The following is an 18,505-nucleotide window of genomic DNA, read 5'->3' as shown; positions in this document are numbered from 1 at the left end:
ATGTAATTATTAGCGATATTGGTCATAACCAAAAGGCATTTTAGATAGTTAACCGTTAATAACCAAGATACTAATTATAATTTATTAATATGAATAAAAATATCCGCAATTTTTCAATTATTGCTCATATTGACCATGGTAAATCAACGCTTTCAGACCGCATAATACAAATTTGTGGTGGGCTTTCGGATCGTGAAATGGAAGCTCAAGTACTTGATTCAATGGATCTTGAGCGTGAGCGTGGCATCACGATCAAAGCACAAAGTGTAACCCTTGATTATCATGCTAAAAATGGCGAAATATATCAGCTCAATTTTATTGACACACCAGGTCATGTTGACTTTTCTTATGAAGTGTCGCGTTCGCTAGCTGCTTGTGAAGGGGCGTTATTAGTTGTGGATGCAGGACAAGGTGTTGAAGCTCAAACACTGGCAAACTGCTACACCGCGTTAGATATGGATCTTGAAGTTGTACCAGTTCTAAACAAAATTGACTTACCAGCGGCTGAACCAGAGCGCGTTGCAGCCGAAATCGAAGACATTGTAGGTATTGATGCAAGCAATGCAGTGCGTTGCTCGGCAAAAACTGGCGTTGGCGTTGTTGATGTACTTGAGCAATTAGTCAGTGATATTCCACCACCAGAAGGTGATTCGACAGCACCATTACAAGCACTTATTATCGATTCATGGTTTGATAATTATTTAGGTGTAGTTTCATTAATTCGCATCAAAAATGGTGAATTAAACAAAGGTGATAAGATCAAAGTAATGAGTACCGGTATGACTTATAACGTTGATCGACTTGGCATTTTTACCCCTAAACAAATTGACAAACAATGCCTGCATTGTGGTGAAGTCGGTTGGGTTGTTTGTGCGATCAAAGATATACTAGGCGCGCCAGTGGGCGACACCTTAACTTTAGCAAAAGCACCTGCGCAAAATCCATTACCTGGTTTCAAAAAGGTCAAACCACAAGTTTATGCTGGATTATTTCCAACCAGTTCTGACGATTACGAAGCTTTTCGTGATGCCCTTGGCAAGTTAAGCCTAAATGATGCCTCGTTGTTTTATGAGCCAGAAAATTCTGGAGCTTTAGGATTTGGATTCCGTTGTGGTTTCCTTGGTTTATTACATATGGAAATCATTCAAGAACGACTAGAGCGTGAATACAACCTTGATTTGATAACCACTGCACCGACGGTTGTTTATGAAGTACTAACTACATCAAATGACATTATCTACGTTGATAGTCCTGCCAAGTTACCAGCAGTAAATAACATTCAAGAATTACGCGAACCAATAGCAGAATGTAACATATTAGTTCCGCAAACTTATTTAGGCAACGTCATCACACTTTGTGTTGAAAAACGTGGTGTGCAAACTAATATGGTTTATCATGGCAATCAAGTTGCTTTAACGTACGAAATCCCAATGACCGAAGTTGTATTAGACTTTTTTGACAAACTAAAATCGACTTCGCGTGGGTATGCATCATTAGATTACAGTTTTAAACGATTCCAAGCTGCCGACATGGTAAGGTTAGATGTATTAATTAATGGTGAACGTGTTGACGCATTAGCCTTAATTACCCACAAAGACAATGCACCATATCGTGGACGAGAATTAGTTGAAAAAATGAAAGATCTTATTCCTCGTCAACTATTTGATATTGCCATACAAGCGGCTATCGGTAATCATGTCATAGCAAGATCAACGGTCAAACAACTACGCAAAAATGTATTAGCCAAATGTTATGGTGGCGATGTGAGTCGTAAAAAGAAACTTTTACAGAAGCAAAAAGAAGGTAAAAAGCGCATGAAACAAATAGGTAATGTCGAATTACCGCAAGAAGCCTTTTTAGCCATTTTGCATGTAGGAAAAGATTAACTAATTAAAAACAAATCAATAAAAAGATTTATTTAAAGAGGGAAAAAAATGGCTGGAACATTTGCCATCATATTAGCACTAGCAACACTCATTACTGGTATCTTTTGGTTTTTAGAAAAATTCAAATGGAAACCAGCAAGACAACGTAAAGTTGAAGAAATCCGTACCCAAAGCAATGGCGAAGTTGATGGAAAGATACTTGCTCAAGTGGGTAAACCCAAAGGTTGGATTGAAAATTTAGCATCGTTTTTTCCGGTATTGTTTGTCGTGTTTGTTATACGTTCATTCATCTATGAGCCGTTTCAAATTCCATCAGGATCAATGATGCAGACATTACTAATAGGTGACTTTATTGCTGTTGAAAAATTTTCTTATGGCGTGCGTGATCCTATTACTAACACCGTCATTATTCCGACAGGACAACCACAACGTGGTGATGTTGCCGTATTTAAACACCCAAATGTTCCCCAAATGGATCTTATAAAGCGTGTTGTCGGCTTACCGGGTGACAAAATCGTCTATCTGGTAAAAGAAAAGCAAATTTTAATCTATCCAGCTTGCCAAGCAACAGATACGAATTGCGAAGGGCAACAATCACAGCCACTCAATTTGCATTACAGCAAACCAAGACCAAGTAACTGGAAAGAAGTACATGAACAGTTCAAACCAAACCCTAATTTTTATACGCTAAAACAATATGCTGATAAAGGTATTGTCGATTCTCAGTCTATCGTGACATTGGATATGAATATTCAACAAGAAACTCTAGGGGACACACCAAACGATATTCTAACCACCCTAGGTTCACAAGAAAATCCTAACTATTTTTATCATCAGGATGGACAACCGATAGCCACTTGGATTGTACCACAAGGTCATTATTTTATGATGGGTGACAACCGCGATAACAGTGGTGATAGTCGATACTTTGGTTTTGTACCTGAAGCTAATTTTGTTGGTAAAGCAACCGCAATTTGGATCAGCTTTGAAAAACAACCAAACGAATGGCCAACAGGTATCCGCTTTAGTCGTATTGGCGGTATACACTGATAGCTATAATTATGAAAAAATTTATTAAAATTCAAAAATCAATCGGCTATATGTTCCAAGATACATCCCTACTTGAATTAGCACTTACTCATCGAAGTGCTAATAAGCTACATAACGAACGTTTAGAGTTTTTAGGGGATTCTATTTTAAGTCTTGTTATAGCCGACGAACTATATCACCGTTTTATCAAACAAGATGAAGGTGACCTAAGCCAAATGCGCGCAACACTCGTTTGCGGGCAAACACTTGCCGAAATTGGTAAAGATTTCAAATTGGGCGATCACCTTATTTTAGGGCAAGGTGAACTAAAAAGTGGTGGTTTTCGTCGCGAATCGATTATTTCTGATGCTGTAGAAGCCATAATTGGTGCCATTTATTTAGATAGCAACCTCAACACAGTTCGTTCACTAATCTTATCATGGTACCAAAGTCGCTTGACACAAATTCAACCTGGTATTAAACAAAAAGATGCCAAAACAAGATTACAAGAATACTTACAAGGAATTCATCGCCCGCGCCCATGTTATCTAATTCTTGAAGTAACTGGCGATAACCACGAACAAGAATTCTTGATTCAATGTAAAATTGACAATGATAGCCATGAATATTTAGGTCGTGGCTTAAGTCGCCGAAAAGCAGAACAAGCTGCCGCACAAGAGGCACTCAACCAATTAGGTATAAAATGACAGAAACAACACAACATTGTGGATTTGTCGCCATTGTTGGCCGACCAAATGTAGGTAAATCAACGCTACTAAACCAATTGCTTGGTCAAAAAATTTCGATTACATCACGCAAAGCGCAAACGACCCGTCACCGAATTGTGGGTATTGACACGCAGGATAATGACCAAATTATTTATATCGACACCCCCGGACTTCATATTGAAGAAAAAAGAGCCATAAACCGCTTAATGAATCGTGCTGCAAGCAGCTCAATAGGGGATGTTGAACTCGTTATTTTTGTGGTTGAAGGCACCCATTGGAATGACGACGACGAAATGGTCGCCAACAAACTCAAAGACTGCAAAAGCCCAGTCTTGTTAGTGATTAATAAAATTGACAACGTCATCGACAAGACTCAATTATTACCGCATATTCAAGCGATAAGCCAAAAAGTTAACTTTCTTGATGTTGTGCCAATTAGCGCAGAAAAAGGAGAAGGTGTAGATATTATCAAAGATATCGTTAAAAAACACTTACCAGAAGGCGAACACCATTTCCCTGAAGATTACATTACTGACCGCTCGCAACGTTTTATGGCATCGGAAATCATCCGCGAAAAACTTATGCGCTTTTTGGGTGACGAATTACCTTACTCAGTAACTGTTGAAATTGAACAATTCAAAGTTGATGAACGCAACGGAATGTACCGAATTAACGGATTAATCTTAGTTGAACGCGATGGACAAAAGAAAATGGTCATCGGCAACAAAGGTGAAAAAATCAAAAAAATTGGTATTGAAGCACGTAAAGACATGCAGTCATTTTTTGATAACAAAGTCCATCTAGAGCTTTGGGTAAAAGTCAAAGCAGGCTGGGCCGATGATGAACGAGCGTTGCGGAGTTTGGGGTATAGTGATGATTAAAAATCTTACTCAATTTTTTGTCATTGTTCAGGTAGATAGGAAACCCCAACGTAAATGTTTTTTTATCATATCCGAAAGCTAGGCTATAAATGGAATCATAAACGTGTTTATTGGGTGGATATATTGTGAGTTAAAATTAACCTCAGAATAAAATGTAAAAAGCGTATTATCTGCCTAAACTCCAGAAAAGTTATCGTTACCCAACAGGAGAACGTGCTCAATGGATTTTATGAATGGCAGTAGTCGAAATCAACGTCATTTTAGAACATTTTATAAATTTGGATAAGGTGCCGGTTAATTTAACCAAATTTTTGGGTGGTAGGATTGGATCGGTAATACTAATACCGGTTTTTTTTTAATAGTTGCTCTTTATCTTTATAAACAGGGTCTTTATTATCGTATTTTGCGTAAGGCATAATTGAATTCCTTATATAATTATTGAGGGATAGGCCAATTATAAATAATTTGCCAATCACTCGATGAGAATACTGGCATATTTTCTTTGATACGTTTTTGTTCTTGTTCGGCGTAATATTCGGCTAGCTGATCTTCATATTTTTTAAAGATCACTTGCAGTGCCACAATTTCTTTTTCGGACGAGTTAAAGCGATAGGCAAAGTCATAATCTGCTATATTTTGCCCTTTACCAAAACGGCAACGCCTTAACCATTTTTCGATATCATCGTCTTCAGCTAATTCTAAATATAGTTGAAGTAAAAATATCCCCAGACTAACCCATGGATTTAACTCCAATGCTATGATTGATGTAAGTATTCTTCCAGTAGAAAAAACAAATGCATTTATAAATATTTTATCAACGAGTAAAAAACACAATGATTTAAACCCTCGATCTATAATTTTAATTAAACTAGTTTTACCCATTTGTAAAAATAAATCGGTGGTGGATACAATCAAGGTAAATAGAGATGCATAATATAATGTTTTTTGATTCTGATCTTTCTCTGAAGCGTCCTCGTTCCAATTTAAACCAATATCAATTAACCCCCGCTATCACCCCCAAAAAGTTGCCTAAAAAGTTCATATTGGACAGTAATTTGGCATTTTTTTCTATATCGGTTAAATATGGATTAACGTATTTGGAAACAAAATTATATTTTTTTAGATTCACTCACAATATTAATAACACGTTGGCCTTGGGCTTTTTGTTCTTCGCTCCATGGTACGATTCGGGTTGTATCGGTTCCTAAAATACCACTATCATAAGGTTTTACTTTTTCATTAAAATATTTTGCATCAGCAAGGTATTTTCTATTGGTGTTTTTTATATGTTTTTTAAAATCTTCTTCACTTTCAGCAAGATATCTGTTTTTTATCGCTTCTTCAAGCATTGCAATACCACTATAAGTGGCATTTTCACGCTGTCTTTCTATCATTATTTTTCTAAACGAGTTTAATGCACTGTTACTCCAATTACTTAACTCAGCAGCAATACCAATACTGTCAATACAACCATCATTGGTGAGCTATCCGTGCTGTTACGTTCGGCTGACATCATTTTTTTATGTAGATAGACTGAATACCGTTCTTTTGGGGTGATTTGGTCATAAACTGGCTTGGTTAGTGATTGCCAAGGTGCTAATGTACTTCGTTTTTTGAATAGCTGTTTATCATATATAAATGGTTGGCGAAATAAAATACTTTGCGAAAGCGTACTTTTGTCTAATGGTTTATTTTGATACAAATAAGGAAAGCAAAATGAGTAGTCAATGCTTTTAAATTTTGGTAAGGATGTTGTGATTCTTTCTTTTAAATCATCAGAGTTTTGGATATCCAAGGTTGAGGCGATAGCTTCCTGATTAGCGGTAGTTATGCCAATGCCGATGGTTTGCGAATTTATCCATTGCTTTGGTTTGATAAGTTGCATTCGCAAGTTACGTTTATCTTTATCAATAAGGTATTTTTTTAAAGTTTTAACACTCTATTTATGTTCACTAAAAGCAAGCCAAGCTTTTTCACATTTTTCGGGTTTTGAAAGTGTAATAAAGGCGATATTGCTTGATAAATGGGCACTATTGCCGCAGGTCGTTTGTATATCATTGACAGGTATAGAAGGGTTTTCTTCACTTATGATATCACCAAATCTTAATAGATCTTGCTCTTTACTAATATCTTGTTGCCAAAAACCGCCGTTTTCATCAATTTTATAAATGGAAATATCTAATGTAATATTGTCTTCATACTGACATAACACATAAAGGTAGCCTGCTCGCATGGTTCTTAGCACATATTTGCTATCTCCTTTTAAAATAGGCAGCATATCGTTTTTTGCCCATGAGGGTAAATCTGCATTGATATATTTAGGTGCAACAGCATAACGAACAGGATAAATTGGTAGGCCTTTAGATTGGCATTTTTCACATAAACCCATTATTTATTTCCTTTGTATTAATGATACATTCATCCGCTATAATATCCCATTGTTGTGGGGTTATAGTTTGTAATTGTTTTATTAGTGATTGGTGCCGATGTTGTCTTATTGCTTCGGCAATAATTGGATGTTCAATAAATTCAGGATGTATAACTAAACTATGATAAGCATATTCGGCTAGATCTCGTTTATCATGGTATCCTTTGAGGGTAGCATTTTGAAAAGATTGCATAATAATGCCATCAGCTTCACTTTCTGGTAAGCTATATTCTGGGTGAAAAAAATGATAACGAGCAAGTGTTTGATTACGGCTTTCGATCCAGTTTATTTGTTGCCATTGTTGCTTGATGATCCCCAAATTGCCAATAAGGTTTTCACTTTCATCTCTATGATTTTTTTAAATAATTAAATGGCCGTCACTGTTAAGATATAACCATGAATGAATCGGATTAAGTAATATTTTTTTGCACAAAAATGAAAATATTTAATAGTGGTGGTAACACCGATGGGTCAAAATAACGCAATAATTGTTTACCATCACTTGATGGTTGAATAGCAATTTTTCCTAACTCTTGTGCTAATACTTCGGCATTAAATGAGGAATAAATTTATCCATATACTGAACGTGGTTTTGCAAATAACACGGTTTTAGGATCGATGGCTAAATAAAATTCCTGAATACTTTGTTTTAATATGGTTCGATCTTTTTCATTTTTTAAATCAAGTTCAATGAATCCTGGTGTGTGCTTTATTTGATAGCTGATATATCGAAATAATGTTAATTTTTTTCTGCAATCAAATCAGTTAAACTTGTTTTTTAGTCATATGATTGATAGATAAGGTAAAAATTTGCATCATTTTTTAATGACAGCGCAATAATCTGTTGAAAAACACTCTCAATATCTTGCTTTTGTATTGATTTATTCATTTTATCCATAACTTATCCAAGTTTTACATTTGCTTTTTGTAGTTTATCCGCTTCTTGTATCGCCGATTCACAACCAGCAGGTAATAAAGCATCTACATCCATATTCGCTGGCCCCCATCTTCTGGAAGACATTACACTTAAGATAAAACATTATCCTGTGCGCCCAGTTCAATGCCTTCACTGCTGATTTTGATATAAGAGCCACCACAAATAAGCGTGAGGTTGTCTTTGGCGGTAATGGTGACTTTGCCATCGACACTATCCACTTTGATATCTTGCTTGGCGGCCATATTGAGGTTGGCATTTTGGGCTTGCACCTCGATATCGCCTTGGTTGGCAAATAATTTCATCCCCGATTTTTGGGTAAATAAACCAACCGCTTCAGCCGATGAGAAGGTGACATTTTTTAAGGCGTTGATGTCGGTTTGACTTTCGCTGGTTAAGGTGAGGCTGTTTCCTGTTGTTAGTTGGATGTTTTCAGGGCTGGTTAGGGCGATGCCTTCTTGTGCATAGGCCAGTAAGCTACTTTGCCTTGCTTGCGTTATCCAACGGTCCAATGCTGATGGTGTCAAATCATATTCTGCAACGATTTCACTACGTGATTTACCATATTTTGATAAAGACTGACCATTTGGTGTTTAAAATCATCAGTGAATGTTCGTCTTTTGCGTTTAATCTTATTCATATTTGCTCATTTTTTAGTTGTGATAAGTTTACCTAACCCCTTAAAAAAGTTGTATGAATTAGTGTAGCCGATCCAATGCAAAACGAGATCATCGTATTTAATAAAAATACAAAACTGATCAAGTATTTTTTGTTATCCGATTTAGTATACGATCTAAGCGTGGCTTGTTTTGGATTACTCTGGATGAGTATGGAATTAGCAATAAAATTGAAAGAAAAAAATCCACTAGAACCCTTGCTATCAAAGGTTAAAATGGAATTCTTTGGATGATTGTGGAATTTACCACAAGAATTAGATGGCGGAAGCGCAGAGATTCGAACTCTGGGAGGGTCGCCCCTCGCCGGTTTTCAAGACCGGTGCTTTCAACCGCTCAGCCACACTTCCGCAATGGCTGTGAATAATAAAGTAGACTTGCTTATTTGTAAATAGCTATTTTAATTTTTTTTATCGTTTGCTTTAAATTTCATCAAATTTTAAAGGAATTAAACAAACAATAACGTATTTGTCTGCAAAATTAGTGTTGGATTTTGATTAATTGAGTATAATACAACGCAAATAAAATAACGTACTTTGAAAAAATGTTAGAGCAGATAGAAACTGATGAGAAAGGCTATTTAAAAAATTGGCAGGATTGGAATGTTGATTTAGTTCCAGAATTGGCAGCCAAAGAGTCCATTGAATTAACCGATGCCCATTGGGAGGTTATTTTATTTGTTCGTGATTTTTACTTAGAATATAAAACCTCACCAGCTATTCGAGCTTTAGTCAAAGCAATGGAAAAAAAGTTTGGTGCAGAAAAGGGTAATAGTCGTTATTTGTATAAATTATTTCCAGACGGTCCTGCTAAACAAGTAACTAAACTTGCAGGCTTACCAAAACCAGTTAAATGCATATAGATAAAGGATAATACTAAATTCATGAGAAGATGGAAGCTACCTTTATTGTTATTAGCTGTACTGGGTTATCTGCAATATTCTTTATGGTATGGCAAAAATAATGTGTACGATTATCAAGATAATGTAGAAATGTTAGTCACTTTGCGTGCCGATAATGAGAAGTTAAAGACTCGTAACGAACAGATGTTTGCTGAAATTAACGATTTGCAACGTGGCTATGAAGCAATAGAAGAGCGTGCTCGTAGTCATTTGGGTATGGTTAAACCTAATGAATATTTTTATCGAATTATAATTGATTCGGATACTAAAAAACGATAATGCATAAATTGAATAATCTTAATGATATCATTGCTATTGTACCGGCAGCAGGAGTTGGTTGCCGTATGAATAGTCAAATCCCTAAACAATATCTAAAAGTTGGTTCGAAGACCGTTTTAGAACATACTCTAAATAAATTATTAACGCATCCTCAAATCGCTCAAGTTATTGTTGTGATTAGCTCAGAAGATAATATATTTAATACCCTTTCAATTGCTCAGCACGATAAGATTAAAGTTGCTTTAGGTGGCAAAACTCGAGCTGATTCTGTTTTAGCCGGATTAAAATTGCTGAATGATGAACAGTGGGCTTTAGTTCATGATGCGGCAAGACCTTGTGTGACTCATTGTGATATTACTCGCCTGATTGAAACAGTAACAACTAAAAAACAAGGCGGTATATTAGCCACTCGTGTTAGTGATACGATTAAGCGAGCTTGTCAAAATAATGATACCATTATTGATTATTCTGAAGATCGGACTTATTTATGGGGCGCTTCTACTCCTCAACTGTTTAATGCTGGCGAACTAAAATCATGTTTGCAAAAAGCTTTAAATGATCATGTTGCCATCACTGACGAAGCTTCAGCCATTGAGTATTGTGGTGGGCATCCTTTATTAATTGAGTGTCGAGGGGATAATATAAAAATAACCCGTCCTGAAGATTTAGCATTGGCTACTTTTTATTTAACTAAGCAGATTCCAAATAGGTAAAAGTATGAGAATAGGTCATGGATTTGATGTTCATAAGTTTGGTGGAGAGGGTCCTATAACTCTTGCAGGGGTAAAAATTCCTTATCAATATGGCCTTGTTGCTCACTCTGATGGTGATGTTGTGTTACATGCAATAACCGATGCTTTAATTGGCGCATTGGCATTAGGTGACATCGGTAAGCTATTTCCTGATACAGATCTTAAATATAAAGGTATAGATAGTCGAATATTATTGAAAGAGGTGTATACCCTTGTTCAAGATAAAGGTTATGAATTAGTTAATTTAGATACTACTATTATTGCCCAAGAACCTAAAATGCGACCGCATGTTGATCAAATGCGAGTTAATATAGCAGAAGATCTGAAAGTTCATTTTGATCAAATTAGTGTGAAAGCAACAACAACTGAACAATTAGGCTTTACTGGGCGTAAAGAAGGCATTGCTTGCCAAGCGGTAGTGTTGTTAAGTAAAAAATCCGAAACAGTTTAAATTATACAATAGGCAATAATAGTGTTAGCACAACTTAATTATTTATATGGCAAACCGACCACTAAAGGACAATACAAGCAACAATACGAAGATTTTAATGTGACAGAAGATCTTGGCTTTGAGTTGACTGGTGAAGGCGAACATGTTTTAGTTTTTTTGCAAAAACGTGATTGTAATACCATTTTCGTGGCTGAGCAGTTGGCTAAATATGTGGGAATTTCAACCAAGCTAGTAAGTTATGCTGGTTTGAAAGATCGCCAAGCAGTGACTGAGCAGTGGTTCAGTTTACATATGCCAGGTCAACAAACACCAGACTTTTCGGCATTTAATTTGACGGGTTGTAAAATATTAAAAGTCACGCGGCATAATAAAAAATTAAAAATTGGCGCATTAAAAGGTAATTATTTTAAAATTATTTTAAAATCGTTAAATAGTCAATCTGAAATTGAATCTAAATTAGCATTAATCAAACAGCATGGTGTGCCTAATTATTTTGGTGAGCAGCGTTTTGGTCGTGATGAAAATAATATTACTCAGGCTATAAAATGGGCCAATGGCGAAATTTCGGTTAAGGATCGAAAAAAACGTAGCTTTTATCTTTCTGCGGCGCGAAGTGCGATTTTTAATAATATTGTCAGTCAACGCATTACCCAAAGTTTGCATCAAACCGTGCTCAATGGCGATATATTACAATTAGCGCATCGTGGTAGCTGGTTTATTGCTCAAGCAGACGAATTAGTTCAGTTACAAATGCGTTTAGAACAAGGCGAGATCAATATTACTGCACCAATGGTGGGGGATTCACCACTAGGTACATTATTTGATGCGCTGAAGTTTGAGCAAAAATGTTTAGAAAGTTGGTCTGAATTTAATGATCTATTTAAAAAAGAGCGAGTAGAAACAGCAAGACGGTCAATATTGTTACGAGCAGAGCAGCTTAATTGGCAATGGTTAGATGAGCATAGTCTCGAACTCAATTTTTATTTGCCATCAGGTTGTTATGCAACAAGTGTGATACGTGAACTAATAATAGAAAATGAGTAGCTCAAATGCAAAATCTAAAAATGCAATCCCTAATTAAATTCTTACGGCAACAAGGAATAAAAGACGAGCGCGTTTTAGATGCTATTGCGTCAATTCCTCGTGAACATTTTGTTGATGAGGCGCTTTCGCATCAAGCTTACGATAATCGTTCATTGCCAATAGGAAGCGGTCAAACTATTTCTCAGCCTTATATCGTAGCAAAGATGACTGAACTATTAAAATTAGAGCCTAATTCAAAAGTACTTGAAATTGGAACAGGGTCGGGATATCAAACGGCTGTTTTAGCAAAGTTAGTCGAAAATGTCTGCTCGGTAGAACGAATAAAAAGTCTACAATGGAATACTAAACGCCGTTTAAAGCAACTTGATATTCATAACATTGCAACACGCCATGGTGATGGTTGGTTAGGTTGGCCTGAACGTGGACCATTTGATGGCATCATTGTTACAGCCGCCGCATCTGAAGTGCCACAAAGCTTACTAGAACAGTTAGCCGATAAAGGACGTTTAGTTATTCCTGTTGGCGAAAATAAACAGGTTTTACAATTAATTGAGCGTGATGGAGATAATTTTGTAGCTAAAAATATGGGCGAGGTTATATTTGTGCCTTTGGTTAAAGGGGATGTTGAATAATTAGACTGCATCTCAAATAAAAAATAGAAAATAAAGCACTTATTTTCTATTTTTATACTTAAACACAGTCTTTCCTGAAACTTTTTAACAAAATTAGAATATTTACTCTGGTTGCTCAGAGCGTTTCCATTCACAAATTCCATAAATGGCATTAAACAGATAAATTAAATATTGTGTTGCGATAATGATATTGTCGGTATAGATATTTAAACCAATTACCAGTACATTTAATATAACCCATAAATACCAGTTAAACACATATCGCATCATCAATAATAATTGAGCAACAATGCCTAGACCAAATATAAAACAGTTAGTTATTAGTTGGTAGGTTGTATTAGTTACACCAATTTTATCCGTTAAATAAATATTAATAAAAGCGGCAATAATAAGAAATATGATTGTATATAAAAATGTGGTTTCATTGAATGAGCGAACTTTAACGTTTTTATTATTATCAAGGTTCTTTTGCCAAGTGAATAAACCATAGATGTGTGAACAAAAATAGTAGACTGGCGGTAGTCCTGCACCAATATTGCCGCCAAGAACATTAGCACAACATTCTGCAACTACGGCAAACATACCTAATACATTTCCCATGTTTTTACGTTTTGCTAATAAGATAACGCATAGCAGACCGCAAAAAGCGCCTATGTAAGAAGTAGCATAGCGTAAATCAAATTCAGTAAATGGGTCAGTGTATAAAAATGCTAGTGTTACACATAATATACAAAAAAATGGATAGAATTTATTACGTCCAATTAAAATGGCAAGATTGCTTAATTTATTCATAATTTATTACTCTTCATCATTAATAAGTTGATTAACTAGTTCAATGCAGCGTAAATAACGTTCTTCGTAATCGGGAGATTCTATTTCTATATATTTGATATTATTTTTTTCTAATAACGTTATTAATAGTTTTTGAAAATCTTTACGTTGTTTTGGACTGCCTAAATGACGTAAACCATCAGCGACCCATGGCGTGTTATTACCGAGTAAAATCACTAAATCAAAACGATAGTTATTGATCATAGCTTGTAAAAATGGATGTTCTTTACCTTCATATTTTTTACAAAAAGCTTGAGTTGTCACAAAATCGGTATCAATAAACGAAACTTTATTGGCATGTTTTATGGCAAAATCGATATATTGTGCATGCCCTAATGCGATTTTATCGTAGTCAGCATACTGTAATGCGCGTTCGTCCCCGCCAAGTTGAGAAAATACATAATCCCTACCATATTCCCATGCACTGGTTGTGTTAAATACGTTTGCTAGTTTATTAACTAAAGTTGATTTACCACTAGATTCTCCCCCTAAAATGGCAATGGTTCTAACAAAAAAAGGTCTAACTTCGGTTGGAATGTATTGCCAGTTTTTCAGCGGTGCTTGACGGATTTGAGTACCACTTATTTGCATAAATTGTCGTTTTGGATCAATTAAGACAGTTTCTAGATCAAACAAATCTTTATACATAGCGACATCTTGCGGTTCACTTGAATAAACATAATCTGGTTTTATGCCTTTTTCTTGAAATAGTTTCTTTACTCGTTCACTCCACTCATGCCAGCCATTTGGGTAAGCTGGAATGCCGTCTTCTTCTAATAATTCAATGTGGATATTTTTTTGATATTTAAAAGTTTGCAGTAGCCAACGAATTCTATCATTAATAGTTGGTTGGCGAGACATAGCACTTTGTTTAAAAAGCGCTTCGTCGCGTTGAGTATCAGAGCAAAGAATAACATATAACTCATCAACCTGACTAATTGCTCGCTGAATAAGATAAATATGCCCAGTATGTAAAGGATAAAATTTGCCAAAAATCACTCCTACTTTTTTATTTTTGTTTGGTTCTTCAATTTGTAAATATTGATGGAGTGATTGTAATTTTTGTGCGCTCGGATTTTTAATTTTATCATTAATGAGTTGACTAAGATAACCTTTAGTCATTTGGCAAGCGTCGGCGACAGTTTGTAAAGATATATTCTTACGTTTGATTGCTTTTTTTAGATAATTGAAGTTACTCATAGAATATCCCTTATTTGGTTTTTCATCTTAAACGAAATATAAACTATTTTTATTTTTCGTTCAATATATTAAACAAAAAATAATTTATTTTTTGTACAACTATGTTAAAATTAATAGCAATTAAACAGATAGAATAACTACTTTATTACCATTGTTAGAGAGAATCATGTGCCATTTAACTTATAACATAATTATTTTTAAATAGTTATAAATTAGTTTTTATTTCAAAGGAACTATATGAAAATTCAGAAATTAGCTTTTTTAATTGCATTTGCTTCTAGCAGTGTTTTTGCAAACAATAATGTAACACTTAATAAAGTCACGCTTTTTTTGCAAGGTGCCGAATTACAAGGACAATCAACCGTGTCGTTGACCAAAGGCGAAAATAAAAATCTTAACTTAAGTTTTAAACTGACTTATCCAAAAGATAAAGTTAACGATATAATTGGTTTATAAGTACGTTAATAACAGAAATAGAATATGTTAAACGAGTGGTTAAGCCAATTTAAACAAAATAGCCAAAGTAGTTTGCTTGATATTCATTTGGCAACGTTTTTAACACATAAAGCAAAGTTAAATGATGATATTACTATTAAACGATTTAGCTTTTTAGTTATGTCGCTTAGTAAAGAGGTAAGATCTGGTCATGTTTGCCTTGATCTTGCTTATTTAGATGAATCAACGATTGAATCACAGCTTTGGTTACAATTAGATTCGCCAAATGCGCAAGATTGGAAAATTGCTCTTGAACAAGCTTATGATAGTCAGGTTGTGAGTGATGGAACAAATTTGTCTCCGCTTATTTTTATTGAAAATAAACTTTATTTTCAAAGAATGTGGTTAGATGAACAAAATGTAGCTCAATATTTCAATCATACAGCTTTAGATAAAGAACTTAGCTACAATACTGATTTAACCACTGTACTTAATCAACTTTTTATTCAGAATCAAACCGAAATTGATTGGCAAAAAGTAGCAGTTGCTGCTGCGTTAACACGCAAAGTTGCTATTATTTCTGGTGGACCAGGTACGGGTAAAACAACTACTGTTGCCAAAATTTTAGCCGGAATTTTGTTAACCAATCCGCATGCTCAAATTATTACATCGGCACCTACAGGAAAAGCGGCATCAAGGTTAACCGAATCACTGAGACGCACAATCGATCAACTCGATTTTGCATCACTAAATATAAAAGCAGAAGCAATCACTTTACATCGTTTATTAGGTGCAAAAGCAGATAATCGTTCATTTAAGCATGATAAGAATAATCCATTGCATGTCGATGTGTTAGTCATTGATGAAGCATCTATGGTTGATTTAAATATGATGGCAAGAGTAATTGAAGCATTACCTAATTCTGCTCGTTTAATTTTGTTAGGTGATAAAGATCAACTTTCATCAGTTGAAGCCGGAGCTGTGTTTGGTGACCTTTGTACCTTTATTTTGCATGGTTATAGCGAAGCACGGGCAAAAGAGCTAAGTCAATTGACTGGTTATGATGTGCCAGCTTGCCAGCAAACAGCAAAAATTACTGATAGCATTTGCTTATTACAAAAAAGTTATCGTTTTAACGAATCATCTGGTATTGGCTTGTTGGCTAATGCAGTCAAAGCTGGGTGCTCAACTTCTGTTAAAAAATTGTTATTAGATGAATCATTGAGTGATATTCAGTATCATGCTCTTTCTTCACAACAGGCTTATGAAGATATTTTACACGATAGTATTAATCATTATAAACATTATTTAAATGTGATTAAGCAGAATGGAACTAATAATATAGCGTTGGTTTTATCTAAATTTGCTGAATATCGCTTACTTTGTGCTGTCAGAGAAGGACATTTTGGTGTCGAAGGTTTAAATAAACAAATTGAATTACTTTTAGCCAAAAACAAATTAATTTATTTGAAAAATAAAGAAGCATGGTATGTTGGTCGACCCATCATGATATTACGTAATAGTGCTTCATTAGGGCTATATAATGGTGATATTGGTATTACATTAAAAGCCGAGCATGATAGTTCAAAATTGCGTGTTTATTTCCCTTTTGCTGATGGATCTATTAAAGGATTTTCTCCATTTCGATTACCCGAACATGAAACGGCTTATGCCATGACGATTCATAAATCACAAGGTTCAGAGTTCGATGATGTAAATATTATCCTACCAACTGATAATTCGCCGTTACTTAATCGTTCTTTACTTTATACTGCCATTACCCGTGCTAAAAAAACGGTTTCAATTTATGCGACTGAAGCTATCTTGTTACAAGCAATTAAATCACAAACGCAAAGACATAGTGGTTTAGTCAGTTTATTGCAAAATAATAGCTGATTCTGTTTTGATAAGCATATTTAAGTTTATTTTTTGAAAGATGATGTGTAATTCGAGGAAGAAATAATAAAACAGGGCTAAAAGCCCTGTAATAATTAAATTAATGGATAATTTTAGCTAAGAAGTCTTTAGCACGATCTGATTGTGGATTAGTAAAGAACTGCTCTTTTGAGGTATCTTCAATAATTTCACCAGCATCCATAAAGATAACTCGGTGGGCTACCTTACGCGCAAAGCCCATTTCATGAGTAACCACCATCATAGTCATACCTTCATAAGCCAGTTCAACCATAACATCTAGCACCTCGTTTACCATTTCAGGATCTAGTGCTGAGGTTGGTTCATCAAACAACATAACAATAGGATCCATACATAACGCACGAGCGATCGCTACACGTTGTTGTTGACCACCAGAAAGCTGAGCAGGGTATTTATCTGCATGGGCAAGTAAACCAACACGCTCTAAAAGATTAAGCGCTTTTTCTCGAGCTTCTTCGTCTGTTCGACCTAACACTTTAATTTGTGCAAGTGTTAGATTTTTTAAAATAGTTAAATGTGGAAACAGTTCAAAGTGTTGAAATACCATACCTACTTTGGATCGTAATTTAGCTAAGTTAGTCGCTTTATTTGTAACTTCTGTTCCATCAATAATAATTTTGCCTTTTTGTACAGGCTCTAAACAATTTACAGTTTTTATCAGGGTTGATTTTCCTGAACCTGAAGGACCACAAACAACAACAACTTCGCCTTTACCAACTCGAGTGGTGCAGTTTTTTAATACCTGAAATTGTCCATACCATTTTGAAATATTTTCTAAGGAGATCATCGAGTAATCCTTTTCTTGAAATAATTAACCAAACATGAAGCAGTAAAACAAATTATAAAATAACTTGCAGCTGCAAAAATAATCATAGAATACTTGACGGTACCACCTTGTGTATTACCAATTTGCGACACACTTGCGCCAAATAGATCAATTAAGCTCATGACATAAACTAGAGAGGTATCTTGGAATAAGATAATACCTTGTGTCAATAACAATGGCACCATAGATCTAAATGCTTGCGGTAAAATAATTAAACGCATTGCTTGGCTTTTAGTCATACCTAATGCATAGGCTGCATAATATTGACCTTTGGCAACAGCATTGATACCCGCACGAATGATTTCAGAATAATACGCAGCTTCGAACAGCGCAAAAGCAATCATCGCTGAAGCAATACGCACATCCGCATAAGGTGGCAAGTTAAATAGGTATTTAATAACTTGAGGGAGTGCTAAATAGAACCACAACAACACTAATAATAGTGGAATAGAGCGGAATAAGTTGACATAGCATTTAGAAAAAACGTTAAGCACTCTATTATTTGATAAACGCATTAATGCCAATACTGTTCCCCAAATAATACCGAAAACCACAGCAGTAAAGGTGATTTTGGTTGTTAACCATAATCCACTTAATAATAAGTGATAGTTATCTAATACTAATGAAGGTATATTGGCAATCCAATGAAATAACTGCAT

General features: G+C 35.2%; 22 protein-coding genes, 1 tRNA gene and 1 pseudogene. 12 read left to right on the top strand and 12 right to left on the bottom strand.

Annotation, left to right across the window (positions count from 1 at the left end):
- The first annotated feature begins 89 nt into the window (after nt 1-89).
- From lepA to era, 4 genes are read left to right on the top strand one after another with little or no spacing between them, the layout of a single operon-like run.
- Nucleotides 90-1,886 carry a translation elongation factor 4 gene (gene lepA, locus A9G43_RS07845; protein ID WP_065608062.1) on the top strand — a complete coding sequence of 599 codons (1,797 nt, stop codon included), beginning with the start codon at nt 90-92 and terminating at the stop codon, nt 1,884-1,886.
- 48 nt (nt 1,887-1,934) lie between these two features.
- Nucleotides 1,935-2,936, top strand: coding sequence for a signal peptidase I (gene lepB / locus A9G43_RS07840; RefSeq protein ID WP_065608060.1), 1,002 nt, complete (start codon nt 1,935-1,937; stop codon nt 2,934-2,936).
- Between the two features lie 11 nt (nt 2,937-2,947).
- Nucleotides 2,948-3,622, top strand: coding sequence for a ribonuclease III (gene rnc, locus A9G43_RS07835; RefSeq protein WP_065608054.1), 675 nt, complete (start codon nt 2,948-2,950; stop codon nt 3,620-3,622).
- Nucleotides 3,619-4,524: a GTPase Era gene (era, locus tag A9G43_RS07830; protein WP_065608050.1), complete on the top strand. Its 906-nt coding sequence runs from the start codon at nt 3,619-3,621 to the stop codon at nt 4,522-4,524. Before rnc ends, era begins: the two co-directional genes overlap by 4 nt.
- 435 nt (nt 4,525-4,959) lie before the next feature.
- Here the strand turns inward: era and A9G43_RS07825 are convergent, their stop codons facing one another.
- From A9G43_RS07825 to A9G43_RS07790, 8 genes and pseudogenes are all read right to left on the bottom strand, one after another.
- Nucleotides 4,960-5,358 (bottom strand): hypothetical protein, encoded by a 399-nt coding sequence (locus tag A9G43_RS07825; protein WP_141674048.1) that lies wholly within the window; start codon nt 5,356-5,358, stop codon nt 4,960-4,962.
- A 275-nt stretch (nt 5,359-5,633) separates the two neighbouring features.
- Nucleotides 5,634-5,918, bottom strand: a complete 285-nt coding sequence (locus A9G43_RS07820; protein ID WP_065608046.1) for a hypothetical protein — start codon at nt 5,916-5,918, stop codon at nt 5,634-5,636.
- 41 nt (nt 5,919-5,959) lie between these two features.
- Nucleotides 5,960-6,409 (bottom strand): hypothetical protein, encoded by a 450-nt coding sequence (locus tag A9G43_RS07815; RefSeq protein WP_065608043.1) that lies wholly within the window; start codon nt 6,407-6,409, stop codon nt 5,960-5,962.
- A 54-nt stretch (nt 6,410-6,463) separates the two neighbouring features.
- Nucleotides 6,464-6,913 carry a toxin VasX gene (locus A9G43_RS07810; protein ID WP_065608041.1) on the bottom strand — a complete coding sequence of 150 codons (450 nt, stop codon included), beginning with the start codon at nt 6,911-6,913 and terminating at the stop codon, nt 6,464-6,466.
- Nucleotides 6,900-7,271 (bottom strand): hypothetical protein, encoded by a 372-nt coding sequence (locus A9G43_RS07805; RefSeq protein WP_065608039.1) that lies wholly within the window; start codon nt 7,269-7,271, stop codon nt 6,900-6,902. The genes A9G43_RS07810 and A9G43_RS07805 overlap by 14 nt, the downstream gene beginning before the upstream one ends.
- A gap of 707 nt (nt 7,272-7,978) precedes the next feature.
- On the bottom strand, nt 7,979-8,398 hold the full coding sequence (locus A9G43_RS07800) for a DUF2345 domain-containing protein (RefSeq protein WP_255308767.1): 420 nt from the start codon (nt 8,396-8,398) through the stop codon (nt 7,979-7,981).
- A pseudogene (locus tag A9G43_RS11250) lies at nt 8,372-8,517 on the bottom strand (transposase); the annotation flags it as partial. The pseudogene A9G43_RS11250 and the gene A9G43_RS07800, both read right to left, overlap by 27 nt.
- Nucleotides 8,518-8,822: 305 nt before the next feature.
- Nucleotides 8,823-8,910, bottom strand: a tRNA-Ser gene (locus A9G43_RS07790).
- Between the two features lie 194 nt (nt 8,911-9,104).
- Between A9G43_RS07790 and A9G43_RS07785 the strand changes: the two genes are divergently transcribed.
- From A9G43_RS07785 to A9G43_RS07760, 6 genes are read left to right on the top strand one after another with little or no spacing between them, the layout of a single operon-like run.
- On the top strand, nt 9,105-9,422 hold the full coding sequence (locus A9G43_RS07785) for a TusE/DsrC/DsvC family sulfur relay protein (RefSeq protein WP_065608033.1): 318 nt from the start codon (nt 9,105-9,107) through the stop codon (nt 9,420-9,422).
- Between the two features lie 21 nt (nt 9,423-9,443).
- Entirely contained in the window at nt 9,444-9,740 is a 297-nt protein-coding gene (gene ftsB / locus A9G43_RS07780) for a cell division protein FtsB (protein WP_065608032.1), read from the top strand.
- On the top strand, nt 9,740-10,453 hold the full coding sequence (gene ispD / locus A9G43_RS07775) for a 2-C-methyl-D-erythritol 4-phosphate cytidylyltransferase (protein ID WP_065608031.1): 714 nt from the start codon (nt 9,740-9,742) through the stop codon (nt 10,451-10,453). The genes ftsB and ispD overlap by 1 nt, the downstream gene beginning before the upstream one ends.
- A gap of 4 nt (nt 10,454-10,457) precedes the next feature.
- Nucleotides 10,458-10,943 carry a 2-C-methyl-D-erythritol 2,4-cyclodiphosphate synthase gene (gene ispF, locus A9G43_RS07770; RefSeq protein ID WP_065608029.1) on the top strand — a complete coding sequence of 162 codons (486 nt, stop codon included), beginning with the start codon at nt 10,458-10,460 and terminating at the stop codon, nt 10,941-10,943.
- Nucleotides 10,944-10,961: 18 nt separating this feature from the next.
- Complete coding sequence (truD, locus tag A9G43_RS07765) at nt 10,962-11,987, top strand: tRNA pseudouridine(13) synthase TruD (RefSeq protein WP_065608027.1); 1,026 nt, start codon at nt 10,962-10,964, stop codon at nt 11,985-11,987.
- A 5-nt stretch (nt 11,988-11,992) separates the two neighbouring features.
- Nucleotides 11,993-12,619: a protein-L-isoaspartate(D-aspartate) O-methyltransferase gene (locus A9G43_RS07760; protein ID WP_065608025.1), complete on the top strand. Its 627-nt coding sequence runs from the start codon at nt 11,993-11,995 to the stop codon at nt 12,617-12,619.
- Nucleotides 12,620-12,721: 102 nt separating this feature from the next.
- Here A9G43_RS07760 and pnuC read toward each other — a convergent pair whose 3' ends face one another.
- Nucleotides 12,722-13,411 (bottom strand): nicotinamide riboside transporter PnuC, encoded by a 690-nt coding sequence (gene pnuC, locus A9G43_RS07755; RefSeq protein WP_065608023.1) that lies wholly within the window; start codon nt 13,409-13,411, stop codon nt 12,722-12,724.
- Nucleotides 13,412-13,417: 6 nt separating this feature from the next.
- Nucleotides 13,418-14,650: a multifunctional transcriptional regulator/nicotinamide-nucleotide adenylyltransferase/ribosylnicotinamide kinase NadR gene (gene nadR, locus A9G43_RS07750; protein ID WP_065608021.1), complete on the bottom strand. Its 1,233-nt coding sequence runs from the start codon at nt 14,648-14,650 to the stop codon at nt 13,418-13,420.
- Between the two features lie 237 nt (nt 14,651-14,887).
- On the opposite strand from nadR, the gene A9G43_RS07745 reads away from it, so the two are divergent.
- Together A9G43_RS07745 and recD are read left to right on the top strand one after the other, a co-directional pair.
- On the top strand, nt 14,888-15,106 hold the full coding sequence (locus A9G43_RS07745) for a hypothetical protein (RefSeq protein WP_065608019.1): 219 nt from the start codon (nt 14,888-14,890) through the stop codon (nt 15,104-15,106).
- Between the two features lie 24 nt (nt 15,107-15,130).
- A complete protein-coding gene (recD, locus tag A9G43_RS07740; RefSeq protein ID WP_065608017.1) occupies nt 15,131-16,981 on the top strand; it encodes an exodeoxyribonuclease V subunit alpha in 1,851 nt (616 codons plus the stop codon).
- Between the two features lie 100 nt (nt 16,982-17,081).
- On the opposite strand, the gene A9G43_RS07735 is transcribed toward recD, so the two are convergent.
- Nucleotides 17,082-17,807 carry an amino acid ABC transporter ATP-binding protein gene (locus A9G43_RS07735; RefSeq protein WP_034910011.1) on the bottom strand — a complete coding sequence of 242 codons (726 nt, stop codon included), beginning with the start codon at nt 17,805-17,807 and terminating at the stop codon, nt 17,082-17,084.
- Nucleotides 17,804-18,505, bottom strand: a complete 702-nt coding sequence (locus tag A9G43_RS07730; protein ID WP_065608015.1) for an ABC transporter permease subunit — start codon at nt 18,503-18,505, stop codon at nt 17,804-17,806. The genes A9G43_RS07735 and A9G43_RS07730 overlap by 4 nt, the downstream gene beginning before the upstream one ends.

Origin of the sequence: Gilliamella sp. Occ3-1 (assembly GCF_001690655.1) — a bacterium.
GTDB classification, from domain to species: domain Bacteria; phylum Pseudomonadota; class Gammaproteobacteria; order Enterobacterales; family Orbaceae; genus Gilliamella; species Gilliamella apicola_P.
This window is presented reverse-complemented; position numbering and strand designations above follow the sequence as displayed.

What these genes read in the sequence shown, in the direction of transcription:
- ftsB (WP_065608032.1), top strand. Translation starts at nt 9,444, where the DNA reads ATGAGAAGATGGAAGCTACCTTTATTGTTATTAGCTGTACTGGGTTAT.
- A9G43_RS07735 (WP_034910011.1), bottom strand. Translation starts at nt 17,807, where the DNA reads ATGATCTCCTTAGAAAATATTTCAAAATGGTATGGACAATTTCAGGTA.
- rnc (WP_065608054.1), top strand. Translation starts at nt 2,948, where the DNA reads ATGAAAAAATTTATTAAAATTCAAAAATCAATCGGCTATATGTTCCAA.
- A9G43_RS07760 (WP_065608025.1), top strand. Translation starts at nt 11,993, where the DNA reads ATGCAAAATCTAAAAATGCAATCCCTAATTAAATTCTTACGGCAACAA.
- pnuC (WP_065608023.1), bottom strand. Translation starts at nt 13,411, where the DNA reads ATGAATAAATTAAGCAATCTTGCCATTTTAATTGGACGTAATAAATTC.
- A9G43_RS07785 (WP_065608033.1), top strand. Translation starts at nt 9,105, where the DNA reads ATGTTAGAGCAGATAGAAACTGATGAGAAAGGCTATTTAAAAAATTGG.
- A9G43_RS07810 (WP_065608041.1), bottom strand. Translation starts at nt 6,913, where the DNA reads ATGGGTTTATGTGAAAAATGCCAATCTAAAGGCCTACCAATTTATCCT.
- lepA (WP_065608062.1), top strand. Translation starts at nt 90, where the DNA reads ATGAATAAAAATATCCGCAATTTTTCAATTATTGCTCATATTGACCAT.
- A9G43_RS07730 (WP_065608015.1), bottom strand. Translation starts at nt 18,505, where the DNA reads ATGCAGTTATTTCATTGGATTGCCAATATACCTTCATTAGTATTAGAT.
- A9G43_RS07815 (WP_065608043.1), bottom strand. Translation starts at nt 6,409, where the DNA reads ATGCAACTTATCAAACCAAAGCAATGGATAAATTCGCAAACCATCGGC.
- nadR (WP_065608021.1), bottom strand. Translation starts at nt 14,650, where the DNA reads ATGAGTAACTTCAATTATCTAAAAAAAGCAATCAAACGTAAGAATATA.
- era (WP_065608050.1), top strand. Translation starts at nt 3,619, where the DNA reads ATGACAGAAACAACACAACATTGTGGATTTGTCGCCATTGTTGGCCGA.
- ispD (WP_065608031.1), top strand. Translation starts at nt 9,740, where the DNA reads ATGCATAAATTGAATAATCTTAATGATATCATTGCTATTGTACCGGCA.
- recD (WP_065608017.1), top strand. Translation starts at nt 15,131, where the DNA reads ATGTTAAACGAGTGGTTAAGCCAATTTAAACAAAATAGCCAAAGTAGT.
- lepB (WP_065608060.1), top strand. Translation starts at nt 1,935, where the DNA reads ATGGCTGGAACATTTGCCATCATATTAGCACTAGCAACACTCATTACT.
- A9G43_RS07820 (WP_065608046.1), bottom strand. Translation starts at nt 5,918, where the DNA reads ATGATAGAAAGACAGCGTGAAAATGCCACTTATAGTGGTATTGCAATG.
- A9G43_RS07745 (WP_065608019.1), top strand. Translation starts at nt 14,888, where the DNA reads ATGAAAATTCAGAAATTAGCTTTTTTAATTGCATTTGCTTCTAGCAGT.
- ispF (WP_065608029.1), top strand. Translation starts at nt 10,458, where the DNA reads ATGAGAATAGGTCATGGATTTGATGTTCATAAGTTTGGTGGAGAGGGT.